Origin of the sequence: Actibacterium sp. XHP0104, assembly GCF_025751515.1 — a bacterium.
Classification (GTDB): Bacteria; Pseudomonadota; Alphaproteobacteria; order Rhodobacterales; family Rhodobacteraceae; genus Actibacterium_D.
Genome location: NZ_JAOWLE010000003.1, coordinates 152,362 through 175,396, shown reverse-complemented (window position 1 = coordinate 175,396; position 23,035 = coordinate 152,362). Strand labels below are relative to the sequence as shown.

At 62.0% G+C, this 23,035-nt stretch carries 24 protein-coding genes and 1 tRNA gene; 15 read left to right on the top strand and 10 right to left on the bottom strand.

Annotated elements, in window-relative coordinates; all coding sequences use genetic code 11:
- Positions 1-83: 83 nt before the first annotated feature.
- The 3 genes from OE856_RS07050 to OE856_RS07040 all read left to right on the top strand — a co-directional run bounded on the left by OE856_RS07050 (position 84) and on the right by OE856_RS07040 (position 4,378).
- Positions 84-998, top strand: a complete 915-nt coding sequence (locus OE856_RS07050) for a LysR family transcriptional regulator (RefSeq protein WP_263715365.1) — start codon at positions 84-86, stop codon at positions 996-998.
- A 130-nt stretch (positions 999-1,128) separates the two neighbouring features.
- Positions 1,129-3,546 (top strand): DNA topoisomerase (ATP-hydrolyzing) subunit B, encoded by a 2,418-nt coding sequence (gene gyrB / locus OE856_RS07045; protein WP_263715364.1) that lies wholly within the window; start codon positions 1,129-1,131, stop codon positions 3,544-3,546.
- A 13-nt stretch (positions 3,547-3,559) separates the two neighbouring features.
- Positions 3,560-4,378: a MaoC/PaaZ C-terminal domain-containing protein gene (locus tag OE856_RS07040; RefSeq protein WP_263715363.1), complete on the top strand. Its 819-nt coding sequence runs from the start codon at positions 3,560-3,562 to the stop codon at positions 4,376-4,378.
- Here OE856_RS07040 and OE856_RS07035 read toward each other — a convergent pair.
- Positions 4,368-5,282 (bottom strand): rhodanese-related sulfurtransferase, encoded by a 915-nt coding sequence (locus OE856_RS07035; protein WP_263715362.1) that lies wholly within the window; start codon positions 5,280-5,282, stop codon positions 4,368-4,370. The genes OE856_RS07040 and OE856_RS07035 overlap by 11 nt on opposite strands.
- Before the next feature lie 105 nt (positions 5,283-5,387).
- On the opposite strand from OE856_RS07035, the gene pncA reads away from it, so the two are divergent.
- The 4 genes from pncA to OE856_RS07015 all read left to right on the top strand — a co-directional run bounded on the left by pncA (position 5,388) and on the right by OE856_RS07015 (position 7,856).
- The gene (gene pncA / locus OE856_RS07030) at positions 5,388-5,987 is read left to right on the top strand and encodes a bifunctional nicotinamidase/pyrazinamidase (RefSeq protein ID WP_263715361.1); all 600 of its coding nucleotides are present in this window, start codon (positions 5,388-5,390) and stop codon (positions 5,985-5,987) included.
- Between the two features lie 11 nt (positions 5,988-5,998).
- A complete protein-coding gene (locus OE856_RS07025) occupies positions 5,999-6,388 on the top strand; it encodes a hypothetical protein (protein ID WP_263715360.1) in 390 nt (129 codons plus the stop codon).
- 21 nt (positions 6,389-6,409) lie between these two features.
- The gene (gene pncB / locus OE856_RS07020) at positions 6,410-7,702 is read left to right on the top strand and encodes a nicotinate phosphoribosyltransferase (RefSeq protein ID WP_263715359.1); all 1,293 of its coding nucleotides are present in this window, start codon (positions 6,410-6,412) and stop codon (positions 7,700-7,702) included.
- A gap of 78 nt (positions 7,703-7,780) precedes the next feature.
- Positions 7,781-7,856 (top strand) — tRNA-Ala (locus OE856_RS07015).
- A gap of 65 nt (positions 7,857-7,921) precedes the next feature.
- Here the strand turns inward: OE856_RS07015 and OE856_RS07010 are convergent.
- A complete protein-coding gene (locus OE856_RS07010; RefSeq protein ID WP_166499652.1) occupies positions 7,922-8,128 on the bottom strand; it encodes a cold-shock protein in 207 nt (68 codons plus the stop codon).
- Between the two features lie 194 nt (positions 8,129-8,322).
- Here OE856_RS07010 and OE856_RS07005 point away from each other — a divergent pair, with 194 nt between their 5' ends.
- Positions 8,323-8,841 carry an alkylphosphonate utilization protein gene (locus OE856_RS07005; protein ID WP_263715358.1) on the top strand — a complete coding sequence of 173 codons (519 nt, stop codon included), beginning with the start codon at positions 8,323-8,325 and terminating at the stop codon, positions 8,839-8,841.
- On the opposite strand, the gene cutA is transcribed toward OE856_RS07005, so the two are convergent.
- The 3 genes from cutA to ettA all read right to left on the bottom strand — a co-directional run bounded on the left by cutA (position 8,838) and on the right by ettA (position 11,942).
- Positions 8,838-9,152: a divalent-cation tolerance protein CutA gene (gene cutA, locus OE856_RS07000; RefSeq protein WP_263715357.1), complete on the bottom strand. Its 315-nt coding sequence runs from the start codon at positions 9,150-9,152 to the stop codon at positions 8,838-8,840. The genes OE856_RS07005 and cutA overlap by 4 nt on opposite strands.
- A 148-nt stretch (positions 9,153-9,300) precedes the next feature.
- Positions 9,301-10,284 (bottom strand): PIN domain-containing protein, encoded by a 984-nt coding sequence (locus OE856_RS06995; RefSeq protein ID WP_263715356.1) that lies wholly within the window; start codon positions 10,282-10,284, stop codon positions 9,301-9,303.
- 2 nt (positions 10,285-10,286) lie between these two features.
- Entirely contained in the window at positions 10,287-11,942 is a 1,656-nt protein-coding gene (ettA, locus tag OE856_RS06990) for an energy-dependent translational throttle protein EttA (RefSeq protein ID WP_263715355.1), read from the bottom strand.
- A 185-nt stretch (positions 11,943-12,127) separates the two neighbouring features.
- Here ettA and OE856_RS06985 point away from each other — a divergent pair, with 185 nt between their 5' ends.
- Both OE856_RS06985 and dacB read left to right on the top strand, forming a co-directional pair.
- Positions 12,128-12,733 (top strand): nicotinate-nucleotide adenylyltransferase, encoded by a 606-nt coding sequence (locus OE856_RS06985; protein ID WP_263715354.1) that lies wholly within the window; start codon positions 12,128-12,130, stop codon positions 12,731-12,733.
- A gap of 41 nt (positions 12,734-12,774) precedes the next feature.
- Positions 12,775-14,265 carry a D-alanyl-D-alanine carboxypeptidase/D-alanyl-D-alanine-endopeptidase gene (dacB, locus tag OE856_RS06980; RefSeq protein ID WP_412174868.1) on the top strand — a complete coding sequence of 497 codons (1,491 nt, stop codon included), beginning with the start codon at positions 12,775-12,777 and terminating at the stop codon, positions 14,263-14,265.
- A gap of 4 nt (positions 14,266-14,269) precedes the next feature.
- Here the strand turns inward: dacB and OE856_RS06975 are convergent, their stop codons facing one another.
- Positions 14,270-14,692 (bottom strand): tellurite resistance TerB family protein, encoded by a 423-nt coding sequence (locus OE856_RS06975; RefSeq protein ID WP_263715352.1) that lies wholly within the window; start codon positions 14,690-14,692, stop codon positions 14,270-14,272.
- 119 nt (positions 14,693-14,811) lie between these two features.
- Between OE856_RS06975 and OE856_RS06970 the strand changes: the two genes are divergently transcribed.
- The gene (locus tag OE856_RS06970; RefSeq protein WP_263715351.1) at positions 14,812-16,458 is read left to right on the top strand and encodes a lysine--tRNA ligase; all 1,647 of its coding nucleotides are present in this window, start codon (positions 14,812-14,814) and stop codon (positions 16,456-16,458) included.
- Positions 16,459-16,684: 226 nt separating this feature from the next.
- Positions 16,685-18,973 (top strand): glycosyl hydrolase family 28-related protein, encoded by a 2,289-nt coding sequence (locus OE856_RS06965; protein ID WP_263715350.1) that lies wholly within the window; start codon positions 16,685-16,687, stop codon positions 18,971-18,973.
- Here the strand turns inward: OE856_RS06965 and OE856_RS06960 are convergent.
- The gene (locus tag OE856_RS06960) at positions 18,970-19,461 is read right to left on the bottom strand and encodes a HugZ family protein (protein WP_263715348.1); all 492 of its coding nucleotides are present in this window, start codon (positions 19,459-19,461) and stop codon (positions 18,970-18,972) included. The two genes, OE856_RS06965 and OE856_RS06960, sit on opposite strands and share 4 nt — an antisense overlap.
- Before the next feature lie 86 nt (positions 19,462-19,547).
- Here OE856_RS06960 and OE856_RS06955 point away from each other — a divergent pair, with 86 nt between their 5' ends.
- A complete protein-coding gene (locus OE856_RS06955; RefSeq protein WP_263715347.1) occupies positions 19,548-20,138 on the top strand; it encodes a rhodanese-like domain-containing protein in 591 nt (196 codons plus the stop codon).
- Here the strand turns inward: OE856_RS06955 and OE856_RS06950 are convergent, their stop codons facing one another.
- The gene (locus OE856_RS06950) at positions 20,139-20,792 is read right to left on the bottom strand and encodes a hypothetical protein (protein WP_263715346.1); all 654 of its coding nucleotides are present in this window, start codon (positions 20,790-20,792) and stop codon (positions 20,139-20,141) included.
- A gap of 136 nt (positions 20,793-20,928) precedes the next feature.
- On the opposite strand from OE856_RS06950, the gene OE856_RS06945 reads away from it, so the two are divergent.
- Positions 20,929-21,336, top strand: a complete 408-nt coding sequence (locus tag OE856_RS06945) for a universal stress protein (RefSeq protein WP_263715345.1) — start codon at positions 20,929-20,931, stop codon at positions 21,334-21,336.
- Positions 21,337-21,398: 62 nt separating this feature from the next.
- Positions 21,399-21,719, top strand: a complete 321-nt coding sequence (locus tag OE856_RS06940) for an antibiotic biosynthesis monooxygenase family protein (RefSeq protein ID WP_263715344.1) — start codon at positions 21,399-21,401, stop codon at positions 21,717-21,719.
- Here OE856_RS06940 and arfB read toward each other — a convergent pair.
- Positions 21,716-22,141 (bottom strand): alternative ribosome rescue aminoacyl-tRNA hydrolase ArfB, encoded by a 426-nt coding sequence (arfB, locus tag OE856_RS06935; RefSeq protein WP_263715343.1) that lies wholly within the window; start codon positions 22,139-22,141, stop codon positions 21,716-21,718. The two genes, OE856_RS06940 and arfB, sit on opposite strands and share 4 nt — an antisense overlap.
- A gap of 239 nt (positions 22,142-22,380) precedes the next feature.
- Positions 22,381-23,004, bottom strand: a complete 624-nt coding sequence (locus OE856_RS06930; protein WP_263715342.1) for a queuosine precursor transporter — start codon at positions 23,002-23,004, stop codon at positions 22,381-22,383.
- Between the last annotated feature and the right edge of the window lie 31 nt (positions 23,005-23,035).

The following is a 23,035-nucleotide window of genomic DNA, read 5'->3' as shown; positions in this document are numbered from 1 at the left end:
CAAGGATGCGGCAATCGCGATCATCTATGAAATCAATAGTTAATATGATAGTTATAACCATGACTAATTTCAGGGCGATCGATTTGAATCTGCTAAGGGTCTTCGAGGCCCTGATGCAATGCCGCAATGTCACCCGTGCCGCCGATCAGCTGGGCCTCAGCCAGCCCGCGGTCAGCGCCGCGCTTTCGCGGTTGCGCGGGCATATCGGAGACCCTCTGTTCATTCGGGTCGGGAATGGCATGGTGCCCACCCCGCGTGCCGACAGTTTGGCCGAACCGGTGACAAGGGCGCTGAAACAGCTTGAAGGCGCGTTGACCGAGACCGCCAGCTTTGACCCGGCAGAGTCGCGCGACACTTTTACGCTGCGTGGCGCCGATTTCTTTTCGATGCGGCTCATGCCGTCATTGTCGGCCCAGCTGGCGCGCGAAGCCCCGGGGGCTGCGTTGCGGTTCCTCGACAGTGGCCGTGGTGACCTGTTGTCGATGCTGGATCAGGGCGAGATCGACCTGGCATTGGAGCAGCCGATGGAAACCCCGCCCTGGGTGTCGCGCGAGTTGCTTTTCCCGTCGCCGTTTGTGGTTATCGCCGCGCAAGACAACCCCGATATTCGGGCACGCGGCGTGACGCCCGGCACGGTGCTGCCGATGGATCTGTTCTGTGATTTGCCACATGCCATGCGGTCGGTGGATGGGTCGATGTCGGGCATGACCGATGCCGCCTTGCAGGCCGTGGGGCGTCACCGCCGCGTGACGCTGGTGCTGCCGCATTTCGAGGCCATCATGCTGGCCGTTGCCCAAAGTCGCCTGTTGTCGGTGGTGCCGGTGCAATTGGCCGAGGAACTGGCGGACAGGTTGGGCGTCACGGTCTTTGAGGCGCCGTTCGACATTCCTGTGCCGCAGATGCAGCTCTATTGGCATGCGCGCAACGACAATCTTGCCTCGAACCTCTGGTTGCGGGGGGTCGTTCTGGCCGAAGTGCGCCGGCTGTGGGGAGGGTGACGCGCCCGTGCGCGGGCAGTGTCGAAGAGGCGATTTCGCGCCGTAGCGAAACACCAAATGTTGTGTCATTCGCGTGACAACCGCCCCTGAAACCCCTATAAATGCGAAAGTAGAATACAGGAAAACGCGAATGTCCGATGCCCCCAACGCGCCCGAGGAATACGGCGCGGATTCCATCAAGGTTCTCAAAGGCTTAGAGGCTGTCCGCAAGCGCCCGGGCATGTATATCGGCGATACCGATGACGGGTCGGGCCTGCACCACATGGTCTATGAGGTCGTCGATAACGGCATCGACGAGGCGCTGGCCGGTCATGCCGACTATGTGACCGTGAAAATTCACGCCGATAACAGCGTTTCGGTGCGCGATAATGGTCGCGGCATCCCTGTCGACCTGCACTCCGAAGAGGGCGTCAGCGCCGCCGAGGTCATCATGACCCAGCTGCATGCCGGCGGTAAATTTGACAGCAACAGCTACAAGGTGTCGGGCGGTCTGCACGGCGTGGGCGTGTCGGTGGTGAACGCCCTGTCCGATTGGCTGGAACTGCGCGTCTGGCGCAACGGCAAAGAGCATTACGCCAAGTTCGTGCGCGGCGAAACCGCCGAGCATCTGCGCGTGGTGGGCGAAGCCCATGGCGAAAAAGGCACCGAGGTTCGGTTCCTGGCCTCGACCGACACGTTCAGCAACCTCGATTACGTCTTCAAGACGCTAGAACACCGCCTGCGCGAGCTGGCCTTCCTGAACTCGGGCGTGCGCATCATCCTCGAAGACGAGCGCCCCGCAGAGTCGCTGCGCACCGAGTTGTTCTATGAGGGCGGCGTGAAAGAATTCGTGCGCTTCCTCGACCGGCACAAGACCGCCGTGATGAGCGACCCGATCTTTATGACCGGCGAACGCGACGGCATCGGCGTCGAGGTCGCGATGTGGTGGAACGACAGCTATCACGAAACCGTTCTGCCCTTTACCAACAACATCCCGCAGCGCGACGGCGGCACCCATTTGGCGGGCTTTCGCGGCGCGCTGACCCGCACGATCAACAACTACGCCCAGTCCAGCGGCATCGCGAAAAAGGAAAAGGTCAACTTTACCGGCGATGACGCGCGCGAAGGCCTGACCTGCGTGCTGTCGGTCAAGGTGCCCGACCCGAAATTCAGCAGCCAGACCAAGGACAAGCTGGTGTCATCCGAGGTGCGCCCGGCGGTCGAGGGGCTGGTGAACGAAAAGCTGGCCGAGTGGTTCGAGGAAAACCCCGGCCAGGCCAAGCAGATCGTCGGCAAGATCATCGAAGCCGCCCTGGCCCGCGAGGCCGCCCGCAAGGCGCGCGAACTGACCCGCCGCAAGACCGCGCTGGATGTGAACTTTCTGGCCGGCAAGCTCAAGGATTGCTCGACCAAGGACCCGGCGGAATCAGAACTGTTCCTGGTCGAGGGTGACTCGGCCGGCGGATCGGCACAAACCGGCCGCGACCGTCGCACCCAGGCTATCCTGCCCCTGCGCGGCAAGATCCTGAACGTCGAACGCGCCCGTTTCGACCGGATGCTGGCCAGCCAGGAAATCGGCAACCTTGTCATGGCGCTGGGCACCGGCATCGGCCGTGACGAATTCGACGTGTCCAAGCTGCGTTACCACAAGATCGTCATCATGACCGATGCCGACGTCGACGGCGCGCATATCCGCACTCTGCTGCTGACGTTCTTCTTCCGCCAGATGCCCGAGATCATCGAAGGCGGGTATCTCTATATCGCGCAGCCGCCGCTTTATAAGGTCGCGCGCGGCAAGTCCGAGGTCTATCTGAAAGACCAGGCGGCGCTGGATGATTACCTGGTGCAACAGGGCATCGACGCTGCCGTTCTGCGTTTGGCGAATGGCGAGGAAATCGCCGGGGCCGACCTGATGCGCGTGGTCGAAGGCGCGCGTGCCTTCCGCCGCGTGCTGGATGCCTTCCCCACCCACTACCCGCGCCACATCCTGGAACAGGCGGCGCTGTCCGGGGCATTTGATCCGGGCCGGGCCGATGATGATCTTCAGCGTGTGGCTGACACGGTTGCGGCGCGTCTGGATGGCGTGGCGGTTGAATATGAACGCGGCTGGACGGGCCGGATCACCCAGGATCACGGTATTCGACTGGCCCGCGTGCTGCGCGGGGTCGAAGAGATCCGCACCCTTGATGGCGCGGTGCTGCGGTCGGGAGAGGCGCGCAAGCTGTCCGAGGTTTCGGCCAATACACGCGGCCATTTCGTCGACCCGGCCAAGCTGATCCGCAAGGAGCGGCCGCAGATCATCCATGGCCCGATCGATCTTTTGAACGCCGTTCTGGCTGAAGGTGAAAAAGGTCTCCAGCTGCAACGCTACAAGGGGCTGGGCGAGATGAACCCCGGCCAGTTGTGGGAAACCACCCTGGACCCGGATGCGCGCACCCTGTTGCAGGTTCGGATCGAAGACGTGGCCGAGGCCGACGACATCTTTACCAAGCTGATGGGTGATGTGGTCGAGCCGCGCCGCGAATTCATTCAGCGCAACGCGCTAAGCGTCGCGAACCTGGATTTCTGATCCGTGGGGCGGGATGGACTATAATACCATCAAGACTTGGTCTTTCCCGCCGATCCACCGCAGATATGGCCGTGATGAAACGGTATTATACAACCTCTCTATCGGATTTGGCGCCGGCGATCTTCCCTATGTTTACGAGGGCGACCTAGCCGCGTTTCCGACCATGGCTTTCGTCTTGGCCAGCCCCGGAATGTGGTTTGCCGATCCCCGCGCCGGGATGGATGCCACAAAATTATTACATGCAGAACAACAGCTTGAGGTTTTTTCCCCCCTCGCGCCAGAGGGCGAGGTGCTGGCCCAAACCCGCGTCACGGGCGTGACTGACAAGGGTCCGAGGATTGGCGCGCTGATCAGCACGATGACCGAGTTGCACGATCAAAGCGGTAAATTGATCGCACGTACGCATGAAAGCCTGCTGTGCCGAGGTGATGGCGGGCTGGATGGCTCTGATCCCGCGCCGGCGCGGCTGCCCTCGGTGCCTGATCGGCCGTCTGATGACGCGGCGCAAATCGACCTGCCCGAAAACGCGGCGGTGCTGTATCGGCTGACCGGTGATCGCAACCCGCTGCATGTTGACCCGGCGGTGGCCGGGCAGGCGGGGTTTGATCGTCCGATCCTGCATGGACTGTGCACATTGGGGCAGGTTGCGCGGGTGCTGACGCAGCGCGCGGGGCGCCCTTTGACCGGGCTGCGGGCGCGGTTTTCGGCCCCCGTCTATCCGGGTGAAACGCTGGACGTGCAGATGTGGGATGAGGCTGCTGGAACAGCGTTCATTGCGCGATCAGCCGGCGGCAAGGCGCTGGATCGCGGGTTCGCCAGTTTCAGTCCTTGAGCACCGCGCCCACGTGTTTCTGGCCGCGCTGTTCGGCCAATTCGACCTGACGCTGCCTTTCGCGAAACCGCGCGCGGCGGTCCTCGGGGATCTCGTCGATACAGCGGTGACAGCTGACGCCCAGTTCGTATTCGGGGCGTTTCAGATCCTCGGGCGCCAGTGGCCGGCGGCAGGCGCGGCACAGGCTGTGCGGCCCTTCGACCAGCCCGTGCCCGACCGAAACGCGTTCGTCAAAGACAAAGCATTCACCATCCCACAGGCTGTTTTCGCGCGGCATGTCCTCTAGGTATTTCAGGATGCCACCCTTCAGGTGAAACACGTCGTCGACACCCTGGCCCAGCAGGAAGTTCGTCGATTTCTCGCAGCGAATGCCACCGGTGCAGAACATCGCGATACGTTTGTTGTGAAAGCGGTGCTTGTTTTCCTCCCACCAGGCGGGGAATTCGCGGAATGATTTCGTGCCCGGGTCGATCGCGCCCTGAAACGTGCCGATCTGCACCTCGTAATCGTTGCGGGTGTCGATGATCGCCACGTCGGGCTGTTGGATCAGGTCGTTCCATTCCTCGGGCGAACAGTAATGCCCGACCTGCGCGCGCGGATCGACATCGGGCTGGCCCATGGTGACGATCTCGCGCTTGAGGCGCACCTTCATCCGGCCAAAGGGCATGTCGCTGGCCGGGCTTTCCTTCCAGTCCAGATCGGCGCAACCGGGCAGGGCGCGGATATGGGCCAAGAGCGCGTCGATACCCGCGCGGGAGCCGGCGACGGTGCCGTTGATGCCCTCGCGCGCCAGCAGCAAAGAGCCGCGGATGTCATTGGCGGTGGCGACATCAAGAATGCCCTGACGCAGGGCGGCAGGGTCGTCGAAACGGGTGAAGTGATAGAGCGCGGCAACGGTAAGCATGGCGCAGCCCTTACGCCGAATCCGCCCTTGCGGGCAAGGGGGCGCATCTGCATTGACGTCGCAGGGCTGGCGCGCCACGCTGCGCCGGACAGAACGGAGCCCCCGATGACCCACGCCCTGATCGTGATCGACGTGCAAAACGATTTCTGCCCAGGCGGCGCGCTGGCCGTGGCCGACGGCGATCAGATCGTGCCGGGGATCAATGCCTTGATGGGTGCGTTCGACGCGGTGATCCTGACGCAGGATTGGCATCCGGCGGGGCATTCGTCATTCGCCAGCAGCCACCCGCGCGCCGAGGCGTTCAGTATGGTTGAGATGCCCTACGGCCCGCAGGTTCTGTGGCCCGATCACTGTGTTCAGGGCAGCACCGGCGCTGCGTTTCATCCGGGCCTGAACACCGACCGGGCCGATCTGATCATCCGCAAGGGTTTTCGCCCCGCGATCGACAGCTATTCGGCCTTTTTCGAGAATGACCACCAAACCCCCACGGGGCTAGAGGGCTATCTGCGCACGCGTGGCGTCTCTGATCTGACCATGGTTGGGCTGGCCACCGATTTCTGCGTGCAATATTCGGCGCTGGATGCGGCAAGGCTGGGGTTTACGGTGACAGTGCGCGAAGGGCTGTGCCGCGCGATTGATCTGGACGGCTCGCTTGCGGCGGCGCGCGAGGCGATGCGGAGCCAAGGAATAGGGTTGATGGAATGAGACTGTTTGCTATGGCGGCTGCGCTGCTGCTGTGGGCCGCCCCGGTCGCGGCGCTGGAGAAATACAACTGCGTCACGGCAGATTTCACCGGGTTCGGGCATGAAGGCACGGATTTCCAGGCCAAGAACCTGCGCAAGACCTATCAGTTGCTTGTGAAAGACGACGAGGTGGTTGTTTTCACCAAAAGCCCCGATTTCAATGACAACGAGAAACGGTATCGGTTCGTCATGCAGGATGCACTGGATCGGTTCGCGGTAAGTGAAGACGGGGCAAGTTTCGACATGCTGTCGATACCGAACAGGCCGGGTAACAGAGTTGCCACGGACGGCTATTTCGACGCAACTCTTTCGCTGACATCTTCGTTTTTCGTCAATGCATGGTTGTTGCGTTGCACTGATTGATCGGGGTTATGGGGGCCAATCATGGTCGATATCGCCACACGGGTTCATGACCACAACTGGAAGATCGACCCGATCGTCCGGTCGCTGATCGACACCGATTTCTACAAGCTGCTGATGTGTCAGTCGGTGTTTCGCAACCGGGCTGATGCTCAGGTGACGTTCAGCCTGATCAACCGCAGCAAGGCAATCCGGCTGGCCGATCTGATCGACGAGGGCGAACTGCGCGAGCAACTCGACCATATCCGCACCCTCAGCCTGTCGCGCGGCGAGAGCACATGGTTGCGCGGTAACACCTTCTACGGCAAGCGTCAGATGTTCTCCTCGGATTTCATGGAGTGGTTCGAAAACCTGCGCCTGCCGCCCTACACCCTGGAAAAACGTGACGGCCAGTATGAGCTGACGTTTGAAGGGTCTTGGCCCGAGGTGATGCTGTGGGAAATCCCGGCGCTGGCGGTGTTGATGGAACTGCGCTCGCGCGCGGTGCTGCATGGCATGGGCAAGTTCGAGCTGCAGGTGCTCTATGCCCGCGCGATGACCAAGCTGTGGGAAAAGATCGAAACCCTGCGCGGCCTGCCCGACCTGCGGATCGCCGATTTCGGTACGCGGCGTCGGCATTCCTTCCTGTGGCAGGACTGGTGCGTGCAGGCGATGCAGGAAGGGCTGGCCGAAAAATTCGTCGGCACCTCGAACTGCCTGATCGCCATGCGCCGCGATATCGAGGCCATCGGCACCAACGCGCACGAGCTGCCGATGATCTATTCGGCCCTGGCCGACACGGATGACGAACTGCGCCAGGCGCCTTACCGGGTGCTGGCCGACTGGCAGGCCGAACATGACGGCAACCTGCGGATCATCCTGCCCGATACCTATGGCAGCCAGGGGTTCCTCGATCACGCGCCAGATTGGCTGCCCGGCTGGACGGGTATCCGCATCGACAGCGGCGACCCGGCCGAAGGCGCCGAGATGGCGATCAACTGGTGGCGCGCGCGCGGCGAAGACCCGCGCGAAAAGCTGGTGATTTTCTCCGACGGGCTGGATGTCGACAAGATCACCGAACTGCACCAGCGCTTTGCCGGGCGGGTCAAGGTCAGCTTTGGTTGGGGCACGTTGCTGACCAACGATTTTCGCGGCCTTGTCGCAGACGACGCGCTGGCGCCGTTCTCGCTGGTCTGCAAAGCGGTGGCCGCCAACGGGCGCCCCACGGTCAAACTATCGGACAACCCCAACAAGGCCATGGGCCCCGCCGACGAGATCGCGCGCTATAAACGCGTGTTCGATATCGGTCGCCAGCAGGCGATCGACCTGGTTGTCTAAGGCGATGTTTGGGCTTGAAACGGCGCAGCAGTTGCACTAGGTCAAAGCCGTTCAGCAGGCTGGCCTGCAGGGCAATGTGGGGCCGTAGCTCAGTTGGGAGAGCGCGTCGTTCGCAATGACGAGGTCGTCGGTTCGATCCCGATCGGCTCCACCAATTCCCGAAAAAAAGGGCGCCTCCGGGGCGCCCTTTTCGTCTCTGTCGAAATCGTGGGCCTAAGATTAGGCCAGAGCGATGTTGGTCGCGCTCTCACGGCCGTCACGGCCGGCTTCGATGTCGAAGGTCACTTTCTGGTTGTCGGCCAGGGTGCGCAGGCCAGCACGCTGCAGGGCGCTGATGTGCACGAACACGTCTTTTTTGCCGCCTTCCGGGGCAATAAAGCCGAAGCCTTTAGTTTCGTTGAACCATTTCACGGTGCCATTAGCCATCCGTCTGTCTCCATCAATTAGCTGCCCGCGGAATGCGGCAGGTCGGCTTGGTCAGTCAAAGATCGAAGCTGACAGCCGGGTAACGGTAGACAGTGGTCGATAGTGATAACGTCGCAGGGGTGACATGGGGCTTCGCGCGTGACATTGCAAGAGGATTCGCGGCATTTGCACGAAACACCCGAAAAGGAGACCCCATGACCGGCAGCAATACACCAGGCTCTGACAGCTGCGTTTTGTGCGGCGCATCCGCGACCCGGGCCGTGGCGGTCGCGCCGCGCGACGATCAGGTCGCCCTGTGCGACACCTGCGCCGGCGACGAGGCCGACGACCAGCACTGGCGCTGCCTGCTGTCGTCGATGTGGTCCGAGGAACCCGCCGTTCAGGTGCTGGCCTGGCGCAAGCTGAACCAGTTGCGAACCGAACCCTGGGCGGCCGAGGCGCTGGACATGCTGTATCTCGAGCCCGAGGTGCAGGACTGGGCCGAGGCGGGCCAGTCGGACGTCGTGCATCGCGACAGCAACGGCACGGTTCTGGCGCAGGGCGATACCGTGACGCTGATCAAGGATCTGCCGGTTAAGGGCGCGGGCTTTACCGCCAAGCGCGGCACGGCAGTGCGGGGGATCTCGCTAGTGCCCGACAACGCCGCCCATATCGAGGGCCGGGTCGAGGGCCAGCGCATCGTGATCCTGACGGAATTCGTGAAAAAGCGCTAACCGCCGGTGACCTCGCGCACCCAGGTCTCGTAGGCCTTGCTCGCGCGACAGTCATGCCGAACGATCGGCGGCACGTCATAGGGATGCAGCGCCTTGACCACAGCCTCGACCTCGCGCTCTAGCGCGGGGCGGGTTTTCACCTCTAGCGGCACCTCGGTCTCGCGCTGCAACTTGCCTTCCCAGTGATAGCGGCTTTCGACCGGGTTCAGGATGTTGGCGCAGGCCACAAGATGCTGGCCCAACAGCGCATCGGCAATCTCGGACGCGGTTTCGTGGTCGGGGCAGTGGATGGTGAAGGCAAGAATGGACATGGGGATATTAGCGCCCATGGGGGGCGAGTCGGGCAAGGGTTTTGTTCGAATGCGTTTGTATTTGCTGGGCCTAAGCATCCCATCAGGACCGTTAACTGGACCTACGAGCCAACTGCCCCAGGCGTAACCTTCAGTTCAGCGGATAAAACTAGAAGGGAATCCAAAAGGTATCATCTAGTTCAAGAAGCTCTGCCGCCCGAGAAAGAACAGCTGAATCCACGTAAAAAAAAGCAGTTGCTTCAAACTTCTTGTAGAAGTCCTGAATGTCGGCATCTGTAGCGATCCAAGACACTTGGCTGTTATTAACGAGCGCCGAGAAGATGCTTTTAGTTTGTCCTACGGTAAAATGTTCATACTCATTGAGTTTAGCAATTATACGGTGGGTTTCGCTGAAATTTGGTGATCCATCAAGTTTTTGAATTAACTCATCTTTTTCGAACTCAACAGAGAGCTTGATTGCCGGGAAACGTTCTTTGAAGAAGTTCGAAAGGGATCCGTGCAGTGTGATTTTCCCAAACTTCTTACTTTCCCTCCATTCCTTCTCTAAGAACGCATGAATATTATTCGTGTTCAACGGCGAAGAGAAATCACCGTCCGTGGAGACAATGTGTAAGTTTCCGTTTCCAGTCTTGCGCAGCAGAGTCTCCCAGTGAAGCGCATCTCCAAGAGAGTTGGATTTTCCCGGTGGGTCGCCGCGTTCATGCCTGAAACGGGCATCTTTGATCGTTTCTTCGGTGATTTCTAGTGTGACTGCCAACTCAAGCAACTGATTGATCAGTTTGTCCGCGAGCAACGACTCATTTGAGATGTCGAGGCTCACCTTTTCGACCAGAGCCGAGTGGACCCGCCCCACTTCTTTCAAAGCTTCCTTTAACTTATTGAACTCGGGATAGTCATTGCAGTAGATGGGAAACTCTCTTCCAAAGTTGCCCGATTTTAGGGTGTTGAACCCCTGCGCAATCTTTGCTTCCCGGTTTCGACGGATTTCGTGACGAAGCTGATCGTTCGCGTAGAGCGTGATCTCTTCATCCTCAATTAGCTTTACCGCTTTGGCCATTTCTTCAATGTCATCCTTCCCTGATAGGTAGAAAGACAGATATATATTGGCGTCTAAGAAAAGCTGAACCGCCATGCCTACCGCGTAAACTTCTTATACTTCACCCGCTTGGGTTCCAGCGCATCCGGGCCGAGGCGGCGTTTCTTGTCTTCTTCATAGGCCTCGAAGTTGCCTTCGAACCATTCCACATGGGCCTCGCCCTCGAAGGCCAGGATGTGGGTACACAGGCGGTCGAGGAAGAAACGGTCGTGCGAGATGATGACCGCGCAGCCGGCGAAATCTTCCAGCGCGGCCTCGAGCGCTTGCAGGGTTTCGACGTCCAGGTCGTTGGTCGGTTCGTCAAGCAGCAGCACGTTGCCGCCCGATTTCAGCAGCTTGGCCATATGCACGCGGTTGCGTTCACCGCCCGACAAGAGGCCGACCTTTTTCTGCTGATCGCCGCCCTTGAAGTTGAACGACGAGCAATAGGCGCGGCTGTTGACGGTGGCGTCGCCCAGCTCGATCAGCTCGGCCCCTCCCGAGATTTCTTCCCAGACGGTCTTGTTGGCATCCAGCGCATCGCGCGACTGATCGACATAGGACAGCTTGACCGTGTCACCCATGGTGATGCTGCCGGTATCGGGCTGTTCCTGCCCGGTCAGCATGCGGAACAGGGTCGATTTACCGGCGCCGTTGGGGCCGATCACGCCGACGATGCCGCCGGGCGGCAGGGCAAAGGTCAGACCCTCGATCAGCTGCTTGTCGCCGTAATGCTTGGCGATGCCGTCGACCTCGATCACCTTGCCGCCAAGACGCGGGCCGTTGGGGATGATGATCTGGGCGCGCGACAGTTTCTCGCGCTCGGACTGGCCGGCCAGTTCCTCGTAGGCGTTGATACGGGCCTTGGATTTGGCCTGACGGGCCTTGGCGCCGGCGCGGATCCATTCCAGTTCGCGCTCCAGCACTTTCTGTTTGGACTTGTCCTCGCGCTGTTCCTGTTCCAGCCGCTTGGCCTTTTGTTCCAGCCACGCGGAATAGTTGCCCTCGTAGGGAATGCCGCGGCCGCGGTCGAGCTCGAGGATCCAGCCGGTGATGTCATCCAGGAAATAGCGGTCGTGGGTGACGCACAGGATGGTGCCCTTGTAGTCGATCAGGTGCTGTTGCAGCCAGGCGATGGTCTCGGCATCCAGGTGGTTGGTCGGTTCGTCCAGCAGCAGCATGTCGGGCGCTTCGAGCAGCAGCTTGCACAGCGCGACGCGGCGCTTTTCACCGCCCGACAGGGTGGCGACATTGGCATCGTCGGGCGGGCAGCGCAGGGCCTCCATCGCGACGTCGATCTGGCTGTCGAGATCCCACAGGTTGTTGCTGTCGATCTCGTCCTGCAGGGCGGCCATTTCGTCGGCGGTTTCGTCCGAGTAGTTCATCGCCAGCTCGTTAAACCGGTCCATCTTGGCCTTTTTCTCGGCCACGCCCAGCATGACGTTCTCGCGCACGCTCAGGCTTTCATCCAGCTGCGGTTCCTGCGGCAGATAGCCGACCTTGGCGCCCTTGGCGGCCCAGGCTTCGCCCGAGAAATCCTTGTCGATGCCGGCCATGATGCGCAGCAGGGTCGACTTACCGGCGCCGTTGACGCCAACCACACCGATCTTGACGCCCGGCAGGAATGACAGGCGGATGTTCTCGAAGCATTTCTTGCCACCGGGATAGGTCTTGGAGACACCATCCATGTGATAGACGTATTGATAGGATGCCATCTGCTAGCCCTCTTGTCGTGCGCGTGTTGGATTGTCCTTAAATAGAAGGCTCGTCTATCTCAAGCGGTGATCTGTGATCGTCACCCACATAAGAGGTTTGCGCCCCCCCAATACGGTTTTGTCTGGACAAGGGTTAGGGCGCGCGGGATAGGGTGTGGGCTGATTTTTCTGGGGGATGTGGCCGGATGCGCGCGGGAATGCCCAAGGCAGGCAAAGGGCAGGTGGTTGGCCTGTTGGGCGGGTCGTTCGATCCGCCGCACAAGGGGCATGTGCATGTCACCCGCGAGGCGATGAAGCGCTTTGGGCTGGATCGGGTCTGGTGGCTGGTCAGTCCGGGCAATCCGCTCAAGGCCGAGGGCCCGGCAGCGATGGAGCGGCGGCTGGTGGCCGCGCGCGCCATCATGGATCACCCCCGCGTCTGCGTCACCGATATCGAGGCCCGGATCGGCACCCGCTATACCGCCGAGACCCTGGCCGAATTGCAGCGCCTTTATCCTGACGTGCGCTTTGTCTGGCTGATGGGCGCCGACAACCTGGCCAGTTTTCACCGCTGGGACAAATGGCAACAGATCATGGCCACCGTGCCGGTCGGGGTCATTGCACGCCCCGGTCAGCGCATGGGGGCGCGGATGTCGCGGGCGGCTGACCGGTTTGCGCCGGCGCGCCTGCCCATACGCGAGGCCCGCAGTCTGGGCCGCGTGGATGCGCCGGCCTGGTGCATGCTGAACGTGCCGATGATGGCGATATCGTCCAGCGAGATCCGTGCGCGCGGTGATTGGAAACGCCACTAAGCGCCCTTGCGGCCGCGCGGGGCATTTGCTTCACTCTGGCCATGACGGATGATGCTCATTTGCTTTCTCGACGGGCGGTTCTGGCGGGCCTGATGGCGGGCGCGGCTGGATCGGCATGGGCCGGGTCGCCCTTGCCGCGCCCGCGTCCGACCGATTTCACGCCGGGGCAGCCCCCCGCCGCGCAGGGCCTGATCGCGCGGGCAAAGCTGGGCGGCAAGACGGGCTATGTCGTTGCCGATGCGGCCACCGGGCAGGTGCTGGAGGCGCATAACCCGATGCTGCCGCTGCCGCCGGCCAGCACGGCCAAGGCCATCACCGCTTTCTACGCGCTGGAAAATCTGGGCGCAGGCTATCGCTTTCAGACGCGGGTTCTGGTCACTGGACCGATCCAGGGCGGACGGCTGGAGGGCGATCTTATCCTGCTGGGCGGTGGTGACCCGGTGCTGGACAGCGACGATCTGGGCGATCTGGTCGCCGATCTGCGCGCCGCCGGTCTGCGCGAGGTGCGCGGGCGGTTCCTGTTCGATGCCGCCGCCCTGCCGCAGGTTCAGGCCATCGACCCCGATCAGCCCGACCACGTGGGCTATAACCCGTCGGTCTCGGGGCTGAACCTCAATTTCAACCGGGTCTATTTCGAATGGACTCGCGCCAATGCCGGCTGGAACGTGGTGATGGACGCGCGCGCCCGCCGCTATCGCCCCGCCGTACAGTCGGCGCGGATGCGGATCGTGAACCGCGATACGCCCATCTATACCTATGCCCGCGGTAATGGGGTCGATGACTGGACCGTGGCCAGCCGCGCGCTGGGCAACGAGGGGGGGCGCTGGCTGCCCGTGCGCGACCCCGGCGCCTATACGGCCGAGGTGTTCCAGACCATTGCCGCCGCCGAGGGGATTATTCTGCCGCGCCCGCAACGCGCCGCGCCGGGGCAGGTGCAGGGCGCAGAGATCGCCCGCCGTGAAAGCCCGCCTCTGACCGAGATCCTGCGCGGGATGCTGAAACACTCGACCAACCTGACCGCCGAAACCGTGGGGATGACCACGTCCAAGACCCTGGGCGCGACGCCCGAGTCGCTGCGGGGGTCGGCCAGCCGTATGCAGGGCTGGCTGAATGCGGGCGTCGAAAGCAGCCGCGCGCGGTTTCATGACCATTCCGGCCTGAGCGACCGGTCGCAAGTGCCCGCCGCCGACATGGTGCGGGCGCTGGTGCTGGCGGCGCGCGACGGGCGGCTGCCGATGCTGTTGAAAGAGGCCCCCATGCGCGACGACCTGGGCCGCCTGATCAAGAACCATCCCGCCCAGATCCGCGCCAAGACCGGCACGCTGAACTTTGTCAGCGCCCTGGCCGGCTATGTGCAGCAGCCCGGCAAGCGCGACCTTGCCTTTGCGATCTTTTCCGCTGACGAGCCGCGCCGCGCCGCCCTGCGCCCCGAGGAACGCGAGCGCCCGGCCGGGGGCAAGTCATGGAATACCAGCGCGCGGGTGTTGCAGGGCAACCTGATCAGCCGCTGGGTGTCGTTGTATCAGGGCTAGGCCGTCACAGCCGCATGTGGCGCGCCCGCGCACCGCGCTCGATCGCGGCGCCGTGCAGGCGGTCGATGTTCAGCTCGTACCGGATTTCCTCAAGCAGGCGCAGTTCGCTTTCGACCAGCTTGCCATCGGCGGCCGCCACGTCGCAGGCCATGGCATAGGCGGTTTCCCACAGCTTTTCAGGCAACGCGTCACGCACCAGGCCAAAGAGGGCGTCCAGGCCGTCTTCTTCCTCGAACAGATCGAACACGATGCTGGATACCACGCTGATCCGGTCTTGGTCGTAATCGGCAAAGACGGGCAGGTGGTTCACGATGCGCTGGATGGTCACCAATTCGGCGGTGCGGATGTTTTCGTCCGACATGGATTCGGCGATCATGATCGCAACAAGCGCGTCCTGAGGGGTAAGCGACGGGGCTGGGTCTGACATCGGCGTTCCTTCTGCACCTTTACTTTGCAGCGCAGAATATTGACGCGCACGCTAGGGCACAATAGGTAGCGGTGCCGGTCAGGCATAGGGTCTGACCAATAAAAACAGGTGTGAAACCCATGTCTGACCTGCGTGACGCCGCGATGTCCTCGAAAGCCTGGCCCTTTGAAGAGGCCCGGAAGCTGGCCAAGCGTTACGAAAAGGCGCCGCCGGAGAAGGGCTATGTCCTGTTTGAAACCGGCTATGGGCCGTCGGGCCTGCCGCATATCGGCACCTTTGGCGAGGTCGCGCGGACCACGATGATCCGCCGTGCGTTCGAGGAAATCAGCGATATCCCGACCCGGCTGATCTGTTTCTCGGACGATCTGGACGGCATGCGCAAGGTGCCCGACAACGTGCCCAACCAGGACATGTTGCACGCCAATATCCAGAAACCGCTGACCAGCGTGCCCGATCCGTTCGAGGAATTCGAAAGCTTTGGCCATCACAACAACGCCATGCTGCGCCGGTTCCTGGATACGTTCGGGTTCGAATACGAATTCTACTCGGCCACCGACTATTACCAATCGGGTCAGTTCGACGAGGTGCTGCTGCGCGCGGTCGAACGCTATGACGACATCATGGCGGTGATGCTGAAATCGCTGCGCGAGGAACGTCAGCAGACCTATTCGATCTTCCTGCCCATTCACCCCGAAACCGGCCGCGTTCTGTATGTGCCGATGAAAGAGGTGAACGCTAAGGACGGCACGATCACCTTTGACGACGAAGACGGCCGCGAATGGACGCTGCCCGTCACCGGCGGCAACGTGAAATTCCAGTGGAAGCCCGATTTCGGCGCCCGCTGGGCCGCGCTGGACGTTGATTTTGAGATGTACGGCAAGGATCACAGCACCAACACGCCGATCTATGACCGCATCTGCGAGATCCTTGGCGGCAAGAAGCCCGAGCATTTCACCTATGAGCTGTTCCTGGATGAAAACGGCGAGAAGATCTCGAAATCCAAGGGCAACGGTCTGACGATCGACGAATGGCTGACCTATGCCAGCTCGGAGAGCCTGTCGTATTTCATGTATCAAAAGCCCAAGACCGCCAAGCGGCTGTGGTGGGACGTGATCCCCAAGGCGGTGGATGAATACCACCAGCAGCTGCGCGCCTATCCGACGCAGGATGCCAAGGCGCAGGTCAACAACCCGGTCTGGCACATCCACGGCGGCAACCCGCCCGAGTCGAAAATGGTGGTGCCGTTCGCGATGCTGCTGAACCTGGCCTCGGTCGCGGGCGCCACCGACAAGGACGGGCTGTGGGGCTTTATCAAGCGCTATGCGCCCGATGCCAGCCCCGATACCCACCCCGACCTGGATCAGGCCGCGGGCTTTGCGGTGCGCTATTTCCACGACTTCGTGGCTCCCACCCGCCAGTTCCGCCTGCCCTCGGATCAAGAGCGCGCCGCGATGCAGGATCTGGCCGCCGCGCTGGGCAGCCCCGAGGCCGCGCTGGATCAGATCGCGCGCAAGAATGCCGCCATGGGCAACGACGAACCGCTGCCCGAGGTCGATTTCCACAGCGACGACTTCTTGCAATCGGTGGTCTTTGCGGTGGGCAAGAAACACGGCTTTGAGAATCTGCGCGAATGGTTCCAGGCGCTGTACGAAGTGCTGCTGGGCCAAAGCCAGGGGCCGCGTTTCGGCGGGTTCATCGCGCTTTACGGTGTCGAGGAAACCATTGCCCTGATCAACAAGGGGCTGGCCGGCGAACTGGCCGCCTGATCTTTCCGACATGACAACCACGACCCCGCCCCCCAAAAGGGCGGGGTTTTGCGTTCGGGGCACCGAACGCTGGGGTTAAGAGCCGTTAACCCCTTTGCCTTACCCCTTTTGCCTGCCCGTGCGGTGTGCCCGGCGGGAAAGATTTCACGACACGGACAACCGAGCAGCAGGTGCCCCGCCGGGGCAGCCCTGCCGCGTTGGCTTGCGCAGATGGAAAGGGCTTAGGATGAACAAGGCAATCACCGACGGGCTGGTATTCATGCCGCCGAAATTCGCGGCGGGGCTGGATGTATGGTCCAGCGAGGACGGCACGCCCGGCTCGGCCACCTATGACGGTGCGGCCAATGCCGCGCTGGTTTCGGCCGATCAGGATTTCGGCGGCTGTCTTGAGCTGGCCAAGACCCAGGCCACGCAAAAGCTGCGCCATATGGGGCAAACGCCGATCCTGCCTGGTTGCTATCTGCGCGTCACTGCGCGGGTCAAGGCGATCAGCGGCAACCTGCCCGATCTGCGCATCGCCGCATGGGCTGGTGATGGCAGCGAGCTGCATGTCGCCGGCCTTACCGAAACCGGCCCTGCGACCACGCTGACCGCCTATGGCCAGGTTGAAACCATCACCGCGATCATCGGCTCGGGCACCCGCACGGGCGTCGATATGCCTTGGGGCACCGTGCCGGTCTACGCCCATATCGGCCTGGACATGTCCGGCCCCAACGGTGGCGTGGTGCGGATCGACGATATCGAGATCGAGGACGTCACCAGCGCCTTTATCCGCGACATGATGGATTGGGTCGATGTGCGCGACTATGGCGCGATGGGCGATGGCGTCACCGATGACCGCGCCGCGTTCGAGGCCGCCGATACCGCCGCAAATGGCCGCGTGGTTCTGGTGCCCGGTGGCAGCTATTACCTTGGCGATCACATGACCTTTGAGAACGAAGTGCGCTTTCAGGGCACGCTGGTCATGCCCGCCGACAAGCGCCTGTCGCTGACCCGCAACTTTGACCTGCCCAGCTATATCGACGCCTTCGGTGACGAGCTGGAGGGGTTCAAACGCGCGATTGCAGCGCTGTTCAACTATTCCGACCATGACAGCCTGGATATGAAGGGCCGCCGGGTCGAGATCGACGCGCCGATCGACGTGGCGGCGATTGCAGGCAAGGACAGCTACTCCACCCGTCGCGTGATCCGTAACGGCCAGATCAGCGCCGTGGCCTCGGCCAATTTCGACACCGACACGGTGACCTCGCAGGCGACCTATTCGACCACGAACAAATTCACCCTGACCGGCGTGACCAACGTGGCGAATATCGCCGTGGGATCGCTGGTCACCGGGCTGGGCGTCGGGCGCGAGGTCTATGTGCGCGCCAAGAATGTCAGTGCTGGCACCCTGACCCTTAGCGCGCCGCTGTTCGACGCGCCGGGCACGCAGATCTACACCTTTCACCGGTTCAAATACATGCTTGATTTCAGTGGCTTCCAGTCGCTGGGCCGGTTCGTCATCTCGGATGTCGACCTGCAATGCCAAGGCAATGCCAGCGGCGTGATGCTGCCCACCGGCGGTCTGATCTTTCATGTGCGCGACTGCTTTTTCACCGCACCCAAGGATCGCGGCCTGACCTCGATCGGTGATGGCTGTCAGGGCCTGCTGGTTGACCGTTGCCAGTTCCTGTCGAACGAACAGCCCATGGCCTCGCAAGATCGCACGACCATTGCCATGAACGTCAACGGCAACGACACCAAGATCCGCGATAATCGCGTGGTGCGCTTTGCCCATTTTGGCGTCTGGGGCGGCTCGGGCCACATGTTCCTGGGCAACCATTTCTTCCAGGGCGACAATGAACAAAGCGGCCTGCGCCAGGCGGGTATCGTGCTGACCACCACGAACGTGAAAACAACGTTCACGGGCAACTATGTCGATAACTGTTTTATCGAATGGACCAACGAACACGATGAAGACCCCGACCACAATGCCGAGCTGTCATTCGGCGGCCTGACGGTCAGCGACAACATCTTTACCGCCATCGATGTGGTGCCGTGGTTCAAGTTCTTCGTGGTGAAACCCGTGGGCGTCGGCCATTTCATTCATGGGCTGAACATCTCGGGCAATACGTTCAAGGCGGTGGGCGGTAACATCGACCGTGTCGATTTCGTCGACACCACCTATGCCGATCTCGACATGAGCCGGATGCGGAATGTCACCGTGCGGGCCAACACCTTTAACGGCATCGGGCAGATCATCGCCAACCCTGTGATGTTGCAATTCGACGAGGCCACACCAGCCGCGACCTGGGTGTGTTCTTTTGCCGGGTTCCTGCCCTTTGGCGGGCGGGTGCGCAACATGGCGTCGGTGACGGTTGAGAACGGCGTTCAGAATGTCGCGTTGCAAGTCGTGGCGGCGATGCCCTATGCCAAGGTCGAACAGGGCGGCAACAAGGATGAAATCCATCTGGTCTGGCCCGAACCCGTCAGCGGCCGTGTGCAGATGACGGCGCGTGTCGACAACCCGGTCTAAGTCACCGGCACGGCAAGGTCTTGGGGCGTCAGCCGAAAGGCCTTGCCGAACCCCCCGTTCAGATGCGCTGCGATGGGGGTGAACCTTACAAAGCCGAAATCGGTAAACCCGATATACAGCTGCGATTTCGGATGGCTTTGCAGGTAATAGGTGGTCAGCGCAGCGTGCTCTGCGCCCTCGCGCAGCACAAAGCTGGCGCGGGCCTGAACCGTCAGGCGCGGATGGGTCAGCGGATCGCCCTTGGGGCCGGGTTCTCCGACCAGCAGCGCGCAATTGGCATTGGCACGCAGGGCGCGCGTGTGATGTGCCAGATCAGATATCAGGCTGACGGGCGCCCTATCCGGCGCCAGCCCCAGCGCAACCCGCGCGACATAGGGCGTGCCGGTTTCGGGGTCGGTTACCGCCAACGCGCAGTACCGCGCCTCGGCCAGCAGGCTTTGCGCCAGGGCGCGGGCCTGATCATCGGTCGGGCGGATCACCTGCGGCATCTGAATCTCTCACATTTCTGACGAATAGGTCTATCATGCGTGCATGGCTTTGCGGTGCAAGGTGGAACCAGTTTCGGAGGGTGGCGATGCGCATTCTATTGGTGTTGGCGATGATGATGGCCGGCGCGGCCTGGGCAGAGGATCTGGCGGTGGGCATCGGGCATGACCTGCCCAATGTGATCGTCGAGACCCCACAGGGGCCGGTCACGATCCAGCGTGAGCAGGACACCGCGCGCGAGCTGTCGGGTGAATGGGCGCGTACCTCGCGCCCCTGTCCACCTTTTTGCATCCAGCCCGTAACGCCCGCCCCTGGCGTGACCACGATCGGAGAGCTGGAGTTGATCGAGATGCTGCGCGACCCCGACGCTCTGGTGTTGGACAGCCGCACTGCTGACTGGTTTCGGGCGGGCACGATCCCCGGCGCGGTTCACATGCCCTATTCCGAGGTGGTTGATCGCCTGGGCGAGCTGGGCTGCGAGCCCGATTTCGACGGCTGGGATTGTGAGGCGGCGCAGCGGGTCGCGCTATTTTGCAACGGGTTGTGGTGCGGGCAATCGCCCACGGCCATCAGGGCCATGATCGCGGCGGGGTATCCAGCTGAGAAGATTTACTATTACCGGGGTGGAATGCAAAGCTGGCGTCTGTTGGGGCTGACCGTCATCACGCCAGGCGAATGATCAAAAGCTAAGCCACGATCCCAGTTTGACCCCGGTGCCCCGGTCGCCAATCAGACCGGTGGTCAGGCCCAGTTCGATATGGGTGCCGTCACCGAATTTATGCGCGTAGGACGGGGCCAGGTTGACATAGCTGTCGATCCCCTGACCCGCGCCGCCCTGCAGTTGCAGGATGACCATCCCGCGATCCGACAGGTGCAGCCCGGCGGTGGCGTCCATCTGCCCGGTGCTGTTGTTGTCAAAGCCCATATCGGCACGGCCATCCAGCGACCACCAGCCGTCGCCCAGCCCGGTCTCGATCCCTTGGCCGATGGCCAGCCCGACACGGGCAAAGGCCTGGCCATCATTCTTGGTGCCCGCCCCCAGCTCGGCCGCGATGGCGGGACGGCCTGTCGCCTGGCCCAGTGGCAGACGGGTATAGGCCACGGCCATGGCATCGCCCCCCGTTGGCAGGCCGATATCAAGCCCAAGCGTCACCCCCGGCGACAGGCCCCATTCCACCATGGCCGAGTCGTAACTGCCCCCATGCCCGGCCTCGGTTTCATGGGATATCGTCGCGAACCATGCCCCATCAGCCCGCAGCCAGGGGTCTGCCAGCGCGGGCGGGCTGCCCAAAAGGGCAAAGCTGATCAATGTGATGGCCAGTGTGAAGCGCATGATCCGGTCTCTGTTTCCGGCATATTCGCTGCAACTGGTTAACAGGCCATTAAGCGTGATCGCGAGGCTGATCTGAATCAAGGCCGCCCGCTCGGTTCGATGCGACACTTCGGCCAGGAAAATGAGGATGCACATCATGTATCAGAAAGTACTTGTTCCCATCGCGCTGGATCATGTCGATACGCTTGAGACCGTCATGGCGCTTGCCAAGACCCTGGCCGGTGACAACGGCGAGATCATCGCCATGACCGTGATCGAGCCGATCTCGGGCTATGTTGCGCAATACCTGCCGGCCGATCAGGAAGAAAAGTCGCGCCAGGCGGTTCTGGCCTCGCTCGACAAGGCGCTGGCTGCCTATCCCGATGCCACGCGCGAGGTCGTCGTCGGCCATGCCGGGCGCCGGATCGTCGATTTCGCCGAGGATAACGGCTGCGACTGTATCATCATCGCCTCGCACCAGCCGGGCCTGCAGGATTACTTCCTTGGCTCGACCGCCGCGCGGGTCGTGCGCCATGCGCATTGCGCGGTGCATGTGATCCGCTAAGCGGCCTTTGACCCGCGCCGCGCGATCGGTCAGACTGGCCCCAGGCCGTTAGGGAGGATCGGATGCCGACGATTACGAAAAGCAACGAATATCAGACCGTTATCACCACTTTTGATGTGACGCCCGGCACCTGCCAGGACTTGCTCGACGAGCTGACCGAGGCCTATGCGACCTTCATCTCGAAACAGCCCGGCTTTATCGGCGCGGGGCTGCATGTGAACGACGCGCAGACGCGGGTCGCGAACTATTCGCAATGGGTGCGGCGCGAGGATTTCCAGGCCATGCTGCGCACCCCCGAGATGCGCGAGCGCAACCGCCGGATCAGCACGCTGTGCAAAGGGTTCGAGCCGGTCATGTATGACGTGGTCGAGGCGTTCAACTAGCTGTCGTCGCCCTCGATCCGACCGCGCAGCGTCTTGACGGTGCCGCGCTGTTTCTTGGCCTCGAGCCGCCGCCGCACCGACCCTTTGGTGGGTTTGGTGGCGATGCGGCGCTTGGGGGCGACAAGGGCCTTGGTGATCAGCTCGGCCAGCCGGTCGCGCGCGATCTCGCGGTTGCGGGCCTGATGGCGGGTTTCGTCGCAAAAGATCACGATCGCGCCGTCCTTGGTCCAGCGTCGCCCGGCCAGCCGCTTCAGTCGCCGTTTGACCGCGTCATTCAACGCGGGCGACCGTTCGGCCTCGAACCTTAGCTCGACGGCCGTCGCCACCTTGTTGACGTTCTGCCCGCCCGGCCCAGAGGCGCGGGTGAACTGCTCTGTCAGTTCCCAGTCGGCAATGGTGATTTGATCATTGATGCGCAACATGTTCCCCGGTCCAACGAAAAGGGCTGCCTAGATATGGCAGCCCTTCGAGATCTTTGGGAGATGGTCCAATTAGAGCCATGCCCAATCAGAAGTGTTCGATCTTTGGGTTTGCCCTAGATCACGGCCCCCCTGACTGTCTTGATCCCTCTCTCCAACATCACTCTAGACACTGGACCACCTCCTTTCTGCTGTTGCCGTCAAAGGTAGGGTGACACAGATTTAGTGTTTGTCAAAACTTTTTACGCTACCCGTGCCACGAACCGCCCAATGATCAGGCGGAACGGCACCAGTGCCAAAAGCGCAAGCGACAGCTTGACCAGCCAGTCGGCAAAGGCCAGTGACACCCAAAGCGGCACAACCGGGCCGATCCCGATCAGCGGCAGCATCTCGCCGGCCCAGCTGACATCGTTGCCGGGCTCGATAAACACCAGGCTGGCCGAGAACGCGACGCTGAAGAAGATCGCCGTATCGACCGACGCTCCCACAAGCGACGACGCCAGCGGCGCGCGCCACCAGGTGCCTTCGCGCAGGCGGTCGAAGATTGACACGTCCAGCAGTTGCGCGATCAGGAACGCCACGCCCGAACCGATGGCGATACGCAGCGTGACCAGCGGGCCGAACTCACCCATGATCTGGGTGCCGACGAACGAACACAGGATGCCCACGACGAAACCGGCCAGCACCACGCGGCGGGCGGCCTTGGCGCCGTAAAGGCGGTTCATCACGTCGGTGACAAGGAAGGTAAAGGGATAGGTGAACGCACCCCAGGTCAGCCAGTTGCCGAACAGGAATTGCACCAGGATGTTTGCGGCCACCACGATGATGGCCATGGCGAGAACGCCAAGAATGATACCGCGGTTCATTTTGTGATCCGTTTTGTCAAGGTTGCGGAGA

Bases quoted from the DNA above. Each gene is read 5' to 3' on its own strand.
- gyrB (WP_263715364.1), top strand. From the start codon at position 1,129: ATGTCCGATGCCCCCAACGCGCCCGAGGAATACGGCGCGGATTCCATC.
- OE856_RS07040 (WP_263715363.1), top strand. From the start codon at position 3,560: ATGGACTATAATACCATCAAGACTTGGTCTTTCCCGCCGATCCACCGC.
- OE856_RS07035 (WP_263715362.1), bottom strand. From the start codon at position 5,282: ATGCTTACCGTTGCCGCGCTCTATCACTTCACCCGTTTCGACGACCCT.
- pncA (WP_263715361.1), top strand. From the start codon at position 5,388: ATGACCCACGCCCTGATCGTGATCGACGTGCAAAACGATTTCTGCCCA.
- OE856_RS07025 (WP_263715360.1), top strand. From the start codon at position 5,999: ATGGCGGCTGCGCTGCTGCTGTGGGCCGCCCCGGTCGCGGCGCTGGAG.
- pncB (WP_263715359.1), top strand. From the start codon at position 6,410: ATGGTCGATATCGCCACACGGGTTCATGACCACAACTGGAAGATCGAC.
- OE856_RS07010 (WP_166499652.1), bottom strand. From the start codon at position 8,128: ATGGCTAATGGCACCGTGAAATGGTTCAACGAAACTAAAGGCTTCGGC.
- OE856_RS07005 (WP_263715358.1), top strand. From the start codon at position 8,323: ATGACCGGCAGCAATACACCAGGCTCTGACAGCTGCGTTTTGTGCGGC.
- cutA (WP_263715357.1), bottom strand. From the start codon at position 9,152: ATGTCCATTCTTGCCTTCACCATCCACTGCCCCGACCACGAAACCGCG.
- OE856_RS06995 (WP_263715356.1), bottom strand. From the start codon at position 10,284: ATGGCGGTTCAGCTTTTCTTAGACGCCAATATATATCTGTCTTTCTAC.
- ettA (WP_263715355.1), bottom strand. From the start codon at position 11,942: ATGGCATCCTATCAATACGTCTATCACATGGATGGTGTCTCCAAGACC.
- OE856_RS06985 (WP_263715354.1), top strand. From the start codon at position 12,128: ATGCGCGCGGGAATGCCCAAGGCAGGCAAAGGGCAGGTGGTTGGCCTG.
- dacB (WP_412174868.1), top strand. From the start codon at position 12,775: ATGACGGATGATGCTCATTTGCTTTCTCGACGGGCGGTTCTGGCGGGC.
- OE856_RS06975 (WP_263715352.1), bottom strand. From the start codon at position 14,692: ATGTCAGACCCAGCCCCGTCGCTTACCCCTCAGGACGCGCTTGTTGCG.
- OE856_RS06970 (WP_263715351.1), top strand. From the start codon at position 14,812: ATGTCTGACCTGCGTGACGCCGCGATGTCCTCGAAAGCCTGGCCCTTT.
- OE856_RS06965 (WP_263715350.1), top strand. From the start codon at position 16,685: ATGAACAAGGCAATCACCGACGGGCTGGTATTCATGCCGCCGAAATTC.
- OE856_RS06960 (WP_263715348.1), bottom strand. From the start codon at position 19,461: ATGCCGCAGGTGATCCGCCCGACCGATGATCAGGCCCGCGCCCTGGCG.
- OE856_RS06955 (WP_263715347.1), top strand. From the start codon at position 19,548: ATGCGCATTCTATTGGTGTTGGCGATGATGATGGCCGGCGCGGCCTGG.
- OE856_RS06950 (WP_263715346.1), bottom strand. From the start codon at position 20,792: ATGCGCTTCACACTGGCCATCACATTGATCAGCTTTGCCCTTTTGGGC.
- OE856_RS06945 (WP_263715345.1), top strand. From the start codon at position 20,929: ATGTATCAGAAAGTACTTGTTCCCATCGCGCTGGATCATGTCGATACG.
- OE856_RS06940 (WP_263715344.1), top strand. From the start codon at position 21,399: ATGCCGACGATTACGAAAAGCAACGAATATCAGACCGTTATCACCACT.
- arfB (WP_263715343.1), bottom strand. From the start codon at position 22,141: ATGTTGCGCATCAATGATCAAATCACCATTGCCGACTGGGAACTGACA.
- OE856_RS06930 (WP_263715342.1), bottom strand. From the start codon at position 23,004: ATGAACCGCGGTATCATTCTTGGCGTTCTCGCCATGGCCATCATCGTG.